Raw genomic sequence first — 14149 nt, forward strand, 5'->3', positions numbered from 1 at the left:
CTTTCAAACGGTTTATTGCAGTGTATGAGGTCCCACTGAAATCTCACCGATGGAGGTCCAATTGGCGGATATACTAAGCCAGCAGGAACGTTCAGCCTTGATGGCTAGGATCAAAGGAAAAGACACAAAGCCTGAGATGCTCGTTCGTCGGGGCCTTTTCCGCAAAGGTTACCGGTTTAGACTACATCGCCAGGTAGGTCTGTCACGCCCCGACATCGTCCTTGGCCCTCGGAAAGTTGCCATTTTCATCCATGGCTGCTTCTGGCATCAACATGACAGATGCCGTCACTACAGACTGCCGAAGAGCAATATTGAGTTTTGGAGGGGCAAACTTTCGAAGAACAGCCTCCGAGATCGCCAAAATGTTGAGGCGCTCCATCGAGCGGGCTGGCGTGTGGCCCTAATATGGGAATGCGGGGCCCGCGATCCTGATTTGATCGAGGAACTATCCGGCTGGATAGATCGAACCCAGTCGTTTTTCGTCGCTTCGGAAGCAGGCGGGTTACGTTCGGTAGAGCTGATAGATAACTTGGAGCTGCCACCAACAGAAAAGTGACCTGGAAATAGGCGGCAGTCGTCCACTCTTTAACGAGATGCCAAGGGTTGAGCTGGATCACTAGGTGTTTAGTCCCGGCATTTGGTGGTGCGGGTTGAGTTTAAACCGTTCCGGCTCTGTTGCCCAGATTTTGCAGATATATTCGTAGGGCGTCAGGCCGCGCAGTGTCTTTAACCGCCGGCCGTAATTGTAGGCGTCAACGAAATCATGAAGGTGGGCTTTTAGCTGTGCATGGCTGTCGTAGTGGTAACGTTTGACGGTCGCTTCCTTGATCGTGCGATTCATTCGCTCGACCTGGCCGTTGGTCCAGGGATGCTTGATTTTGGTGAGCCTGTGCTCGATCCCGTTCTCACGGCAACGCATGTCGAACATGTGCGTGATGTACGTGGCCGTAGGCCCATCGGCGTAGCGCGGTGGGAACGTGAACTGGATGCCATTATCGGTCAGGACGGTGTGGATTTTGTAGGGCACGGCCGCGATCAGCGCGACGAGAAAGGCGGACGCCAATGTCCTGCCTGTTCTCGTGACCAACTGCACGAAGGCGAACTTGCTGGTTCGGTCTATCGCCACGTAAAGATAGAGCTTTCCTTCGGCTGTGCGCACTTCGGCGATGTCAATGTGGAAGTACCCGATAGGGTAGGTCTTGAACTTCTTCTTCGGCTCCTTGTCCCCTGTTACTTCTGGCAATCGGCTGATCTCATGCCGTTGTAAGCAGCGATGCAGGGACGAGCGGGTCAAGTGCGGGATCGTAGCCTGCAGGGCGTAGAGGCAGTCATCCAACGGCAGCAGCGTGTGTCGGCGGAAGGCAACGATGATCGCCTCTTCTTCGATTGAAAGTGTCGTCGAGTGCGCGTCTTTCGGACCGGTTGGCAGGTCCTTCACCGCTGTGCGCCGCTTCCACTTTGCTACGGTCTTCTGGTTGATCCCATAGCGTTTCGCCAGAACCCTCAGGCTCTCTTGACTATGTTGTATCGCTCGACGGACTGCCTCTGTCGTGCGGGCGCTCCCGTGCAGAATCTGACCCATAGTGCATCCCTCCATTCCTGGCTGAATAATGCACCATCAAACGCCGGGACCAAACAGCCCTTGATACCGCAACGGTTAAACCGTCTTCGCTGGAGCGCATCACGGTGGACACGACAGTGCAGCCCAAGGCGATTGCCTATCCGACCGATGGTCGGCTTTACCTGAAGGCGCTCATGGCCCTTGTGCGCCTGGCCAAGCGTTTCGGCATCGAGCTTCGCCAGAGCCACACCCGGCTTGCCAAGGCCGCCGCCCTCAGAGCTGGCCGCTATGCGCATGCCAGGCAGTTTCGCCGCATGCGCCGGGAATTGAAGAAGCTGCGCACCTATCTCGGCCGCGTCTATCGCGATATCGGCCGCAAGATTGCCGGAAACCTCGATCTTCAGGCCCGCTTTGCAAGGCTTCTGGGTCTTGTCGAGCGGCTGCTGGCCCAAAAACCCAAGGACAGAAACAAGCTCTACGCGCTGCATGCACCCGAAGTCGTGTGCATCTCCAAGGGCAAGGCTCGTACTCCTTACGAGTTCGGGGCCAAGGTCGGCATCCCAACAACCAACCGCGAGGGGCTCGTGCTGGCCTCTGTCGCCTTCGAGAACAACCCCTATGACGGACACACGCTCAATCGGACGGTGGCTGAGGCAGTCGAGATCGGTGGTGTCAATCCAGAGCGCATCTATGTCGACAAGGGCTATCGCGGGCACGATTATGAAGGGCCTGCCACCGTCTTCATTGCCGGGCAGAAGCGCGGGCTTACCCCCACCATCCGTCGTGAGCTCAAGCGACGATCCGCCATCGAGGCCACCATCGGTCACATGAAAACCGATGGTCGCCTCGACAGAAACTTTCTCCTCGGGCAGGATGGCGATGCCGCCAACGCCACCCTCGTGGCCGCAGCCCACAATCTGCGCCTCATCCTCAAGGCAATCGCCTTCTGGTGTGCCTTGATCCTGCTCGCCAGCCGAAATGCAGAAGCCAAAACCGCATAAACCAATCCTTCGCCAGCACCATCATACTGCACAAAATCAACGGCATCCGCGTTGTTCAGGGAGCACTACCTAACTTGCGTAGCACCTTCGCCAGTCTGGTTAGGCCGTACCGCTCTCTGCGATGAAAGCCAGGAAAGCGCCGCGCTGGTCTGGCTTGATCAACTTCACATTGAAGACAAGCCCGGATCGGCTATCGCAAATGCTCCACGATGTATTGACGGCTTTGGCTGCCGGTTGCGACCGGATCGTGATCCGTGGAAATGCCACGCGGCAAGTTATCCAGCACCATTTCATCACCTGCCTTGACTTCGAATCGGCCTAAAGCGGTAACTGCCAAAACCACCTTGAAGCCGGTCTATATTCGCTACACCATTGTGAGCGTGACTTGAAAAGCACGTGCACGCAGGCGGTAGTCTTGAGCGACAACCAAGAAGAATTCGACGCGTTGAGCCAGGCGGCACGATCTTTTGTGGACGAGCATGGCAAGAATGCCGACCGGCTATTCAACTTCTGCGAAAACTTCATGCACGACTGGCGCGAGAAACGCGGCACACGAGGCGCAAACGACAATAGGCTCGTCAATGACGTCTTCCGCTGGACGATGAACCGGTATAATCGGCCACGTTACCAACCCAGGCGCAGCCGTGAAGAGCGCGCATCCACTTTTCTTCTGACTCCGGGAGCGTACCAGATGTCAGCGGAAGACTTCGGTCGGGCGTCCGTTCGAAATGCGGCCCGGATCACCGGCCAATCGAAGAGTACGGTTGGGAGGCACCTTGTGCGCCACGGCATCGCCCCGCGCCGTGATGCCAAAATCAAGAAGTTGACCAAGACTACGCAACAGCTCGTGCGCATTCTCGATGCGACGTTTGATCGGCAGGCAGCGGGTATTCTTCAGCTTGAAAGGCTGGGAACGGCTTTGTGGGACGCAGGCGAAACACGCCACGTTCCACCTACAACGCAGGCCTCACGCAAAAAGAAACTGACAGAGCTGCTAGCCGAGATTTCCGGCGCAGGCGTCGGCTACAACATTGTTACGATCGGGGATGTTTGCGGCGTCTTCCACGGACGTCGTTTCCGCTCACTGGGGGAAGCGAGCACTTGGATAGCGGACGCACAGCGCCTGGGACGCTATCCCGCCATCCGTCAGCCTGAACCTATCGCCGTACCAGCCGCACGGGATTACTTCTGGGCCGATCCCTTTGTCAGGGACGTCATGGCTATCATCGAGATGGGTGTGACCGGTCATTTCTACCCTATAGAAAAACTAGACGCCATATACCGCTTCGAGCGGCTGCTGACCGACATGACGCCGGTTCTGCCATGGCTGGAGCGCGCCCATCATTCCTTCGCTGGCGATGACATGGCGGAGAACCTCTCAACGCTGGCGGACAAGATCAACGATCCGGCCGTGCGCAAGGCAACCCGACGTCTTGCCAAAATCATGAGAGACCTCAAAAACTTCATGGGGCCGTTGCCGACATCCTTCGATGCGTTCCAAAACGTCGACATGGTCCTCAGCGTCATGGACAAGACAGCGGAGGCGTCTCCCGAAAGCTTTGCCAGGCTGGCCTACATCCGGGAATCGTTCGCGATGAGCGGCGACGATTACCTTGAAGCCAGAGGCCGTCTTTCGCGGATGCTGGTGCTGGAGAAGTCAGGCGAATGGCAAGCGCCCGACAGCGAGACCCTGTCTCACTACCTTCCAGAGGTAGTGCGGGAGGTTGAAGTGGGCGACGAAAACGACATGCCATACTGATTATGCCATTATTTTCAGATTCTTAATCGATATTGTCCCGTTTTTCTTATATAGTAAGAAATATTGCTCTTGGTGGAGACCGACTTGGGCAACCAGGCGAGCCAATGACGCTCGACGAGAAACTTTGATCGAAAAGCGATCAGCCTCCGTATTTTTACCCAAACAACGTCGGACGAAAATTAAGACCTCATGAACCATTTTGCCTTCGCGGCAAATTGCGCCGACGGCACATGAAGAGCCAAGACCTCATCGCATTCGACGGCTCCATTCCATGACCAGCATAATCACGAATAACGCTGCGCTTGCGGCCCTCAGCACCTTGCGGGATGTGGGCACACGACTCGGCACAGAGCAAGATCGCATATCCACCGGACTGCGGGTGGCAACGGCATCAGACAACGCCGCCTACTGGTCGATTTCAACCACGATGCGTTCCGAAACAAAGTCGATGGCAGCTGTCACCGATAGCATAGGTCTTGCGAAAGGCATCGTTGATGTCGCCTACACCGCAATGGAGACCGTGCATAAGAGCTTCGTAGAAATCAGAAACCTCGCGATAACAGCTAGCGGCATGCCGCAGCCGGAATTCAAAAACCTCATAATCGGCGGGTATGACCTCGACGAGTATTACGGCAAGTCGCAGGTCGCCGACATCGAGCGGCAGATGCAACAGTTGCAGGACCAAGCCCGCGATGCGATGGTGTCCGCATCGTTCTCGGGAGTGAACCTGCTGTATAATCCGAAGGGGCAACCCGAGAAGGCCAGTCAACGGACTTACTCCTTCGTGATCGGATATGGCGAAGCGAAGGTCCAGACCATAGACGTCAAGGCGATTGACCTCCTGTTGCTCAATGACGACTCGGGGTATCCGAAGACGTCTCCCTGGGATTACAATCCCGAAGAGGCGCTGTTCGACCAAGCGGACGTCGTCATGACACCGGGGTCGGTCGTACCGGCTTTGGTGACGTGGTACAACATCATTGCGACCAATCCCGTGACGGGCGTTCCGGAAGCATACGACGTGCATCCATCCTTTCCGTTGATGAACCTCGAAAACAATATCGCTCGAGACGGCGGGGACCGGGCAGGTCTATACTCCAACTTCGTAGACACCCTCGAGAAGAAAATACAGGGTGTCGCCGACCGCATGTCCTATCTCGGTTCCATTCAGAGCTCTCTCGAGGCACATGAAGAACTGAACAAACGGCGGATCGAAACGGTGACCCAGGGTGTGGGGCTTCTTGTCGATGCGGATATGAACGAGGCATCTACCCGCCTGAAGGCTTTGCAAACCCAGCAGCAGCTTGCAACACAGGGGTTACAGATCGCCAACGCTTCCCCTGATTCCATTCTGCAACTGTTCAGGTGATGCTGGCACCGTTTTCGCGATTGACATGCCCGCCGAGTAACATGACGACCAGATGCACAAGGTTGCGCGCGCCAAACCTCACTTTAAGCCGGTCAAGACGATGCTCCACCGTTCGGTGGGATAGGCCCAATTGCGCGGCGATTTCTTTGGCGGTGCAGCCTTCGAGCAAAAGCTGAACCACGGCCTCGTCATCAATATCGAACCTGCCCGGCGTCTTCGGTGCATCCAGAAGAAATCGAGCATTTGAAGAAGAGATCACCCACCGAGGGCGGCCAAGCGTCCGCTGCGGTATCAGAATCCGGTCATAGCCGAGATTGATGCCGAAGAGCTTGGTCTTCACCAACTCCATCGACGGCTGCTGGTTCTCAATGACTTGGCGAAGGCGCGGGATCACAGCCGACGCCATGTAGTCCTGGTCCTTGAAGTCGCCAATTCGCTGATCTTCGAAAATCTTGTTGACGTTGAACAAGCTCGACGTGAAGCCAGAATGGCGCACTGGCGTCATCTGCCACGCGAGCGGATCATCACCTTCGATCCGAAACACCGTTAATCGCATCTTGATTGAAAGTAGGTCTATAACACCGGCATAAACGCGATGCGGCTCCACAGGATCGGTGGGATTGGTCTCGATCCATGCATCCAGCATCTTCTGGGTCACGGCGGCAAAGGGTTTATCTTTCAACATGCGTCTCTTCTTCCAGTTGCCGCTACTGAAAAATGACAGACCTCAGAAGCGCAACCTGGTATGGAGACCCGACTAACGTTATCCCGCCTTTTTGCGCCAAGGATTTGCAATTGTGGCGGATAGATAAGTCAGAGCTTTCAATAAGAACCGAACCGGAAAGCCTCGGCGGGGGTGGTCGGTCCCGGTTCCCGCTGATGGCGGCGCGATGCTGAACCTCCTGCGGCAACCCGTTTAACCGCGCTCGGCATGCGCGAATTCCCGCGTCATCCCCGTTATCGGGGTCGCTATGCTTGCCGCTCCGATATGCTCATCTTTCGTTGCCTGATGCAGTTCCCGCATTCGAATGGCTCACGGGCCATTCTGAACTACTTCGGTGCTGTAGGGCGAAGAATACAGCCCGATACAGCACTAATTTACGCTGGAATGGGCCAACTAGCCCCATTATGTTTCCGCACCCTCAGCACCAAGCCTACCGCCATGCTCACTCCGTCAACGGCGATGCCGTCCTTCGCGTTGCTACGGTCCTTCGGATGACTGCCGTTGCACGTGCCGGTGGGATTGGAGGCATCGGGACGGGAACATCTAAGGCCGCCTTGCGGGCGGGTTCGAAGCTTGGCCTGCGGCCCGCATCGAACAGGAACTGGCACGGTGGGACAGATCATTAAAAGTCTCGCGAGAGGATTAGCCAAAGCTCCGGCAAAGCTCAACCTTACCGCGTACTTTCCTGGGCTCGATTTTCGTTTTCTGCTAGAAATATTCAAGAAAAACAACATCAGTCGACGTCTAGCATGACAACTAAAATAACAACCATTCCGGGATTGACGTTCGATCTTATTATAGAGGAGGTAAACATCCGATGCACCAATGGCGGGCTGATCTGCTACCTGGCGACCATCTATCGGAAGGATAAGGGCTCTTCGTTACGGCGTGTCGTCCGACGATCGCGGTTGCTGGGCGCGGCGGCAGACATGAAGCGCGAAATTCAGCAGGATGGAATCAGAGCGTTCCGACGCTTTCAAAATCTCTGAAAATGCATCTGCATACTGGAAGGAAGTCGCATGCTTCTATTTCGTTTTCTCACGCTCCCGGTCGTGTTGGCGGTGTCCGCCACGCTCTACACGTCGTCGATCAAAGCGCCTGACATTGTCGGGGCAGTCAACCTGGCGCTCTGGCCCTTCCTGTCCATCATTTTGATCGCCAAGCTCTTGCGGTGGCGCGCATGACGCGGTTTCGATGGATCAACAAGGAGCGCAGCGCATCGTGTGCTGTCAGGATCAAGGGCAGTGCGTATCATCTCTACGTCGCCATAGCACCGGATCGGCAGGGAGAGGCGGTATGGTCCGTACGTATGGGTGGACAATGGGGTCGACTGATCGCATCCGGTTTCGCGCCGGCGCTTGAACCTGCCCGCGCTCGCGCCGAATTCTACGCCGCGCGATGGGCTGGCAACGAGTGGGGCCTTTACTTCGGCGACCCCGAAAATTTTGCAAAAGAGCCGGATTTAGCCGGTTGACGCGGTCGAAGATCGCTAGCAGCATTTAAGTGTGGGAACGCACATAGGCACCCGCTCACAACCGAGGAACCCCTGACATTGATCATATCTGAGGAGAATACTGCGCTTCGGCGCGGACGGCGAAGCCATGTCCGGCGACTTACCGTGGACCTGCCCAAGGGCACGCTTTCCGCTTTGAAAATTCATGCCGTTCAACGTGAGACGACAATCCGGGAGTTCGTCACCGGCCTGATCGAGAACGCAGTTGCAAAGGAAGGAACAAACACATGAAGACCGTTGAACTCGACGGCCGGTCGATCGAAAATCCGGCATATTGCAACCACAAGCGCGGTCGGAACTGGGCGGCGATCATGCGTGGAAAGAACGCTGCCAACTGCGCCCGCGACTTTCTCCCGATGAACGGAGAGATCGTCGATCTCGAAGCAGTTCAGGCTGGTGATGTTGTCGAGTTTGGCGGGGACTACATCAGCGGAAGCGGCCGGAGACAGCCGGACCGGCGATGGTGGCATGTCCATGCCATAGAAGACGATGCACTGACCTACGAGCCTTATGAAAGCCTTGCAAAAGCACTGAAGGCCGCACGGACAACGACGCCGTTGTCGATTACATCGGAGGAGCCAGTATGACTGACGTCACGATCACAACCGATCACGACTATATCGGACAAATTCTAACCGCAACCGCCGATGCCATCCGCTTTGCTGAGCGCGAAATCGAGGAGTGCCCAGCGAATGACACCGAGTATCGTGCGTTCGTCGAAGAGAAGCTCGAACAACATCGTGTTCTCAATGAACAGATCGGACGGGTTTTCTTGCAAACCCGGCCGGGCCATGAAGTCCGGAACATAGCTTTGGAGAGTGGCGAATGAAAAAATTCGACAGAAATCCCTACCCGGACCCTACCGCGCCACCACATGCGCTCTATCTCGTCGGCCGCGATGGTGTCGAAGAGCCTGTGACGATTGCCAATCTCGATCGGAAAACCGTCCACGCCGGTATCGATGCCGTCCTTCACGCGATCGGCCAGTATGACGGCATTCTCTACGCTGAACGCTTCGATAGCCCGAGCAGTGAGATCATGGAGTATGAGAGCACAGGTAATCGATCCGATAACTACAACGTCTACGCTGTATACGTCTATTCCGGCCCGGAAACGTTCGGGATGGAGGATATCGGCAGGCTTGTAGACGATCCGCTCGCGCAGCGCCTGTTCGAAATCAGGGTCGACGACGCCGAAGAGGAATATCTGCAAGCTCTTGAACAAGTACGTGAGATCGCGGGAGATTCATTCGACCCATCTATCCAAGCCGTCGAAGCGGCGATCAAGATCGCATATGATGCTTCGACCGTCTGCAAAAGGTTTGGAAGCTATGACCCGCGCGAATTCGACCCTGATGTGATCGATGCGCTTCGCTGCACACCCTACCGCCTGAATGCCGATGGCAACGTCGAGGTACGGCTCGACATCGGCAGCATCGATGATCATCTGGAGCAGCAGAGCGAGGGTGAGTTCAGAATCCGCTTTGACTACTCCCTCGACGATGAGCGGACGTGGGTATCGGCGAAGGAACGGGTCTATGTGACGGACGACGGGGAGTTGTTTTTGGACTACAGCGGTGAACGTCTCTTGGATACCCGGATTTTGACGCCCGATCAGATCGATATCATCGATGTCGCCTTGGAGGACGCTCTCGCAGGGATGGAATTCACACAACACGGCCTTCCTGACACCGCCGAAGCATGAGGTTAATGATGAGCAAAATCACGATAGACCACGACACTTGCCGTACACTCGCCCAGTTTTGCAAAAGGTCAAACCTCGACCGCGTCCGGGAGTTTTCCGAAGACGAGGAAGAGGCTTGGCGCATGCTTGAAGCGCTTCGGGCTCTGCGAAGTGAACTCGGCCGGATCGGGTACAATCCGCGGTAGACAAAATCTTTACCCTCTCGACTCTGCCGATCGTTAAGGACTCGGCTGCCATGTGTCTCATGTAGAACTTGGTGAGTTGAGAGGTCTCATGCGCGTAGTTGAACTTTTCTGTGGGGCGGGAGGAATGTCGCTCGGGCTTAAGAAAGCTGGGCTCAGAGTAGTCGGTGCCTTCGACGTGATGCCCGATGCGGTAGCAACCTACCGCGCAAATGTCGGCGACCATGTCCACGAGGTCGACCTTACGGACGTTCTCTCCATCATTCCTCGTATCAGGGAACTTGGCCCTGATTTGATCACAGGCGGACCACCCTGCCAGGATTACTCCATCGCCGGACGACGAGAGGAAGGGTTGAACGCCCGTCTTACTCTTGCGTTTGCGCTGACGATTGTAAGTGTCAGGCCCCAGTGGTTCCTGATGGAGAACGTCGTTCAGGCAGCGGGCTCGCAGAACTGGGCTGAGGCCAAGGCAATTCTGAAGGCAGCTGGCTATGGCATCTCGGAATCAAGGCTTAATTTTGCCCACTATGGCGTGGCCCAGGCAAGACGACGACTCATCGTGGTTGGCCGGCTTGGAGAACGGGACAACTTCATCAACAGCGCCCTTGTGAAAGCAGCAACCGCGACGCCTATGCCGTTGCGTAGCGCGCTATCGCCCCAAACCGGCCTGCCTTGGTCTCATGAACTCGCAAAGCTCATCTCAGGAAAACATGTCTACACTCGTCCACTGCGGGCCGGTCGCGCCGTTCGGACTATCGATGAGCCTTATTCAACGCTTACCCGCACCTCTGGCGAGAAACCTTCGGCTCTTTTCAGGGAACGCTATCAGCCGCACGAGCGAGATTCCGCCCCGTTGGACCAAGCCTCTGTCATGAACCTCCGTTTCCTGACGCGAGTTCAGGGATTTCCCGCGAACTGGAAGTGGGTATCGAACAACCAGCGTCGCATTATGGTCATGCTTGCCAACGCGGTGCCACCGCCTGCGGCAACCATCATCGGTAACGTCATTTATAGTCGGCACCTTGGATTCACGTCACCTGAAGTCGAGGGAACATTCCGCCAGTGGCTCGTTCGGGGAGGACGGCGGAGCCGAGCAACATCCTATAACATCATCTCGAATCTTCGACGGGCACGGAATTTTCTTGGCGGAAGAACCTTCGCCGATCCGGCGCTGGAACTTGCAACGCTGGAAGCGACGCCTGACTTTGCTAATTTGGCAACGGGTACCAGGTCGGACCTGCGACAGGCGTTGCTCCATTATGTCGACTACCTCGAAGACCGCCATCGTCGCCGAGGCGGGAGTGGATCGCTCGCGATCCGCCCTGTGGTATTGCAGCGGCCGCCACGCTTCGATCTCGCGGCGTCTATGGCAGGAGTGAAGGTCGGAAAGTCACTTACAAGTCCGTGACTTCAGAACAGCACTGTCAGCTATCTCGCTACCTGCTCGTATTCGCCCTGTTGACGGGAACCGAGCAGGTAGCGGCGATACTGATCTGAAACTATCTGCCAACGCGATTCCCTCGGCCAATGCGCAGGCAGAACGGCGCATCTCTGAGAGCTTTTGGGGAGCTGCTCCCGCTATTCGATGGCACCATTTGGGGCCGAAATCCTTGTTCCTGCCGCGATACGGTTAGGGAGGGACCATATGAAGCCAAAGCACCGAGCGATTAGATGAATGATTACGGCCGGCATGGTGCAGAACATTGTCAGTGTAAAGATAGTGGCCGACAAGTGCGCCAGCCCGGCTACGCCGCAGGCTACCGCCAAACTTATTCCACCAGAAATCCAGAGAAGCAACGCCTTCATCGCCTCACACCTTCCCGTGGAGGAGGCCGAGTGTAGCGGAAGTAGTCCGAATGCTCGACGCCAGCCCCACTTTGGTTCGTTCTTTCATTTTTTCTTCCCTCCCGCTGTTGCTGCCCACATACCAGTCTTGGGCAGAACACCGCGTCCGGCAACAGTTATCATGCCAAGAAAAGCGCCCGATACGAGCCCCGACTCGCCGAAGGATGTCGAGTGCCCGAACCATGCCAGCACGCGGTCTGGTAGAGCCCATATCTGCCCATAGGTTTTTAACACGACGTACCAGATTATGTACGTCTGCCCCAGCGTCAGAATGATATAGCCAGGAAGGCCGACAACTTGGCCACCCGACTGAGCCAGAAAGGCTGTTGCCCATAGCCGGTCCAGCATTCCGAGAACCGGATTGAAAACGCCATACGCTGCGAAAACCGCGAGCATGGCCAAGGCAGGCCGCAAGAAGATATTGACGACGAAGAGCAAGCCGAGCTTGACACTGTCGCCGGCGAAATCGTCGTTTTTATCCAGCTTGAGCCAGCGCATGCACCAGAGCGGCAAGGAGATCATTGCATCCATGAGCGAGGCCAATAGGGCAACACCAGACACCAGCATAAACACATGAGGCATGTACGGGATCACGAATGCCCGCAGCGCGCCGATGATCCAGACCGGAATGAGCGCGAACTTCGACCAGTCGAGGAAATAGTCGATGGCCCCCGCCCCGAAAAACTCGACGACCTGATTTCCCGCGACACCAGCGACCACCCCCCCTGCGGCGATGGCAGCGTACACGCCTGACATCATCGCATGGCCGGAAGATACCAGAGCGCCCATTTCGTCACGAGGCTGTCCATCGTCTGCAGATGTCGCCGCCCACTCGATGATCGAGCGCGATACCGGCGCGATGATTTTTGTTGCAAGATCGGCTGTCTCGTCGCCGGCAGCCGCGAAATCATTGGCGCTCAAAGCCTGACGTTCAGCCTCGCCCGAAACCTGTAAGCGTAGTGCATCAAAGGCAGTCTGTATCGCCGCACCGAAATCGCCGTCGACCCGCGGTGGTGTATCTTCGGGCCGCTCGTTCGTCATGCCAGTGGTGATTTCCGAAATCTGCGCGAGAGTCCGCCAGTACATTCCCGTCGCCAGGAACCCTTCCTGCCGAACGCCTTCGATCAGCGCTTCACGGGAACCGGCCGCGACGGTTTTTGCCTCTTCCTTGGCCGCGGCCGTTATCGCGCGATCGTATGTGGCACCCATGGAACGTATACGCTGGACGAGATCGGGCGACAGCACGTTGGACGTCACCGCCCTTGCCGCCGCACCAGCCGAGGACAATCCCGAGGTTTCAGCGCCGAGGCGAGCATATCGATCCGCTTCCTTCCGGAAGGCAACCACGAATGTGGAGATGGCCTCACGCCGTGCCTTGGAAAACGAAGGTCGATCCTCCATGGCACCGACGGAGAACTGGCCGCATATCGGGCCATAGGCCCAGGTGTAGCGGCTCTCTGCGCCGAAGATTCCCGTTCCCGTCTTTGTGCCTTCCGGGTCTGGCAGTCGCGCGTTCCAACCCCACCGACTGCCTGCCTGGTTGTAGACCGCCGCGCAAACTTCATGTCGCAGTACCGTCATGGCGATACTCGACCCGATCGAGGATGCGGGCGTTATCGTCATGCCTTCCTTGACGACCGCGGAGATGCCCGTGTTGGCGAGCGCATTGCCAAGATTGATGCCGGGGCGTGCGACGAAGTCTCTGAGAAGGTAGTGAACGCTGGAGAATCCGCTGGAGGGAATGGAAATCAGGAGTCCCATCCCGACTACAAATCGGAGCGGCGTCCAGATCGTATGCCAGCGTTCGCCAAGTACCTGCCCGGTTCGGGCCGAGGCGACGATGCATTGCAGTGTTTGGTAGATTATCAGGAGGCTGCCGAGTAGCGCGAGGACTGAGGTGAAGACCTGGAAGACGCGACCATAAACTGTCGTTGCCTCGCTGGGCAGCACGGCGTTCACGAACTGCCAAGCGATATCCGTTTTAAGCGGTTCGGCCAGCAGGTCGATCATTTCGGGCCTCCCCGAAATCTGGGCCCAACTACGCTATCGTCCTCATTGGAGTCGTCTGACGTCAATGTGAGCGCAGAGTCATCGGTTTCGTCGTCGCCGAGGTCGAGAACCTTCTTTTCCTGATCAGTCAGCTTGACCACCACCGTTGGGAGTGCGAGACGAAAGGACGGACGAGGCTTCGCAGTGGTGCCGGCCGCACCCGACCTTCCTCCGGTGCCCTTGTCGCCTTCTCCACTACCGTCTTCCGCCGGGCACATCGCCGGCGAGATATCGGAGGCAAAGTCGTTCCGCTCAGTCGCTCGATCGAGCAATGTCTGTCCGATCGCCGCGAGCTCCGGCAGCACGTGCCATATAGCGGCGAGCCATGGTCTAGGGCATGATTGGTCAAAGCGATCTCGCAGAAGTTCGGCGTGTAGCCGAACACGCTCCTCGGCTGTCCTCCATGATGCTGAATTTCCAGAACTGGCAACTGCTTCGAGGT

At 56.8% G+C, this 14149-nt stretch carries 14 protein-coding genes and 1 pseudogene; 11 read left to right on the forward strand and 4 right to left on the reverse strand.

Annotated elements, in window-relative coordinates; all coding sequences use genetic code 11:
- Window positions 1-100: 100 nt before the first annotated feature.
- Entirely contained in the window at window positions 101-556 is a 456-nt protein-coding gene (locus G6N80_RS07950; protein ID WP_246251526.1) for a very short patch repair endonuclease, read from the forward strand.
- A gap of 60 nt (window positions 557-616) precedes the next feature.
- Here the strand turns inward: G6N80_RS07950 and G6N80_RS07955 are convergent, their stop codons facing one another.
- Window positions 617-1582, reverse strand: a complete 966-nt coding sequence (locus G6N80_RS07955) for an IS481 family transposase (RefSeq protein ID WP_165132900.1) — start codon at window positions 1580-1582, stop codon at window positions 617-619.
- Between the two features lie 56 nt (window positions 1583-1638).
- On the opposite strand from G6N80_RS07955, the pseudogene G6N80_RS07960 reads away from it, so the two are divergent.
- A pseudogene (locus tag G6N80_RS07960) lies at window positions 1639-2562 on the forward strand (IS5 family transposase); the annotation flags it as partial.
- 99 nt (window positions 2563-2661) lie between these two features.
- Here G6N80_RS07960 and G6N80_RS07965 read toward each other — a convergent pair.
- On the reverse strand, window positions 2662-2829 hold the full coding sequence (locus G6N80_RS07965) for a hypothetical protein (RefSeq protein WP_165132903.1): 168 nt from the start codon (window positions 2827-2829) through the stop codon (window positions 2662-2664).
- Window positions 2830-2977: 148 nt separating this feature from the next.
- Between G6N80_RS07965 and G6N80_RS07970 the strand changes: the two genes are divergently transcribed.
- Complete coding sequence (locus G6N80_RS07970) at window positions 2978-4321, forward strand: hypothetical protein (protein WP_165132906.1); 1344 nt, start codon at window positions 2978-2980, stop codon at window positions 4319-4321.
- A gap of 271 nt (window positions 4322-4592) precedes the next feature.
- On the forward strand, window positions 4593-5690 hold the full coding sequence (locus G6N80_RS07975) for a flagellin N-terminal helical domain-containing protein (RefSeq protein WP_246251464.1): 1098 nt from the start codon (window positions 4593-4595) through the stop codon (window positions 5688-5690).
- Here G6N80_RS07975 and G6N80_RS07980 read toward each other — a convergent pair.
- Window positions 5683-6375 carry a helix-turn-helix domain-containing protein gene (locus tag G6N80_RS07980; RefSeq protein ID WP_165132909.1) on the reverse strand — a complete coding sequence of 231 codons (693 nt, stop codon included), beginning with the start codon at window positions 6373-6375 and terminating at the stop codon, window positions 5683-5685. The two genes, G6N80_RS07975 and G6N80_RS07980, sit on opposite strands and share 8 nt — an antisense overlap.
- A gap of 1058 nt (window positions 6376-7433) precedes the next feature.
- Here G6N80_RS07980 and G6N80_RS07985 point away from each other — a divergent pair.
- The 7 genes from G6N80_RS07985 to G6N80_RS08010 all read left to right on the forward strand — a co-directional run bounded on the left by G6N80_RS07985 (window position 7434) and on the right by G6N80_RS08010 (window position 11221).
- Window positions 7434-7598, forward strand: a complete 165-nt coding sequence (locus G6N80_RS07985; RefSeq protein ID WP_165132913.1) for a hypothetical protein — start codon at window positions 7434-7436, stop codon at window positions 7596-7598.
- The gene (locus G6N80_RS07990; protein WP_165132916.1) at window positions 7595-7888 is read left to right on the forward strand and encodes a hypothetical protein; all 294 of its coding nucleotides are present in this window, start codon (window positions 7595-7597) and stop codon (window positions 7886-7888) included. The genes G6N80_RS07985 and G6N80_RS07990 overlap by 4 nt, the downstream gene beginning before the upstream one ends.
- Before the next feature lie 266 nt (window positions 7889-8154).
- Window positions 8155-8514, forward strand: a complete 360-nt coding sequence (locus tag G6N80_RS07995) for a hypothetical protein (protein WP_165132919.1) — start codon at window positions 8155-8157, stop codon at window positions 8512-8514.
- Complete coding sequence (locus tag G6N80_RS08000) at window positions 8511-8756, forward strand: hypothetical protein (protein WP_165132922.1); 246 nt, start codon at window positions 8511-8513, stop codon at window positions 8754-8756. Before G6N80_RS07995 ends, G6N80_RS08000 begins: the two co-directional genes overlap by 4 nt.
- Entirely contained in the window at window positions 8753-9631 is an 879-nt protein-coding gene (locus tag G6N80_RS08005; protein ID WP_165132925.1) for a hypothetical protein, read from the forward strand. The genes G6N80_RS08000 and G6N80_RS08005 overlap by 4 nt, the downstream gene beginning before the upstream one ends.
- 8 nt (window positions 9632-9639) lie before the next feature.
- A complete protein-coding gene (locus G6N80_RS23570) occupies window positions 9640-9816 on the forward strand; it encodes a DUF7706 family protein (RefSeq protein WP_425503906.1) in 177 nt (58 codons plus the stop codon).
- Between the two features lie 88 nt (window positions 9817-9904).
- Window positions 9905-11221, forward strand: coding sequence for a DNA cytosine methyltransferase (locus tag G6N80_RS08010; protein WP_165132928.1), 1317 nt, complete (start codon window positions 9905-9907; stop codon window positions 11219-11221).
- 482 nt (window positions 11222-11703) lie between these two features.
- Here the strand turns inward: G6N80_RS08010 and G6N80_RS08015 are convergent, their stop codons facing one another.
- The gene (locus G6N80_RS08015) at window positions 11704-13668 is read right to left on the reverse strand and encodes a DotA/TraY family protein (protein WP_165132931.1); all 1965 of its coding nucleotides are present in this window, start codon (window positions 13666-13668) and stop codon (window positions 11704-11706) included.
- Between the last annotated feature and the right edge of the window lie 481 nt (window positions 13669-14149).

Source organism: Rhizobium rhizoryzae (assembly GCF_011046895.1).
GTDB lineage: Bacteria > Pseudomonadota > Alphaproteobacteria > Rhizobiales > Rhizobiaceae > Neorhizobium > Neorhizobium rhizoryzae.